The following is a 563-nucleotide window of genomic DNA, read 5'->3' on the forward strand; positions in this document are numbered from 1 at the left end:
GCGATGCCGTCGACGTCGAGCGCCTCCCGGACCGCGTCCAGCACGTCTCCGAGCGAGCGCTCGTCCATGTCCTGCCCGATGGAGGAGCCCAGCCGGTTCAGGGCAGTGAAGGGGTCGTTGCGGTCGCCGGTCAGCACCGTCACATGGATGCCGAGCGCGCCGTACCGCAGGACCCCGGTCGCCACCGTGACCAGCACCCCGGCGTACGCAAGGTCACCCAGGGCTTCGTCCGGTCCGACCATGATGACCAGGACGGCGAACACGGTCGCTGCCATCAGCCAGACCAGCGCCCACCTCTCGGAGCCGGTCGACGTCCAGATCCGGCGTACGGCGTCGGCGATGATCGCCACGCCGCAGACCAGGATCACGACCGCAGCAGCCGCTGCCATGCCGCCCGCAAGCAGCTCCGGCAGCCGGACCGGCGGGTGCTCGTCGCGCACGACGTCAGTGACCGAGGAGTCGCTCGTCGCATAGCCGACGAACAGCAACGGGTAGGCGACCAAGACAGCGCGGTCGAAGCGGCGAGGCCAGCGCCCGCTCACCGACCCGCTGGGATAGCGGAC

1 protein-coding gene is annotated in these 563 nt (G+C 70.5%); it reads right to left on the reverse strand.

What is annotated here, in order from left to right; translation table 11 throughout:
- Window positions 1-563: hypothetical protein (locus ACOADB_RS19025; RefSeq protein WP_378601981.1), on the reverse strand; the 563-nt coding region annotated here is incomplete at both ends.

Origin of the sequence: Nocardioides sp. CPCC 206348 (assembly GCF_048654705.1) — a bacterium.
Lineage (GTDB): Bacteria > Actinomycetota > Actinomycetes > Propionibacteriales > Nocardioidaceae > Nocardioides.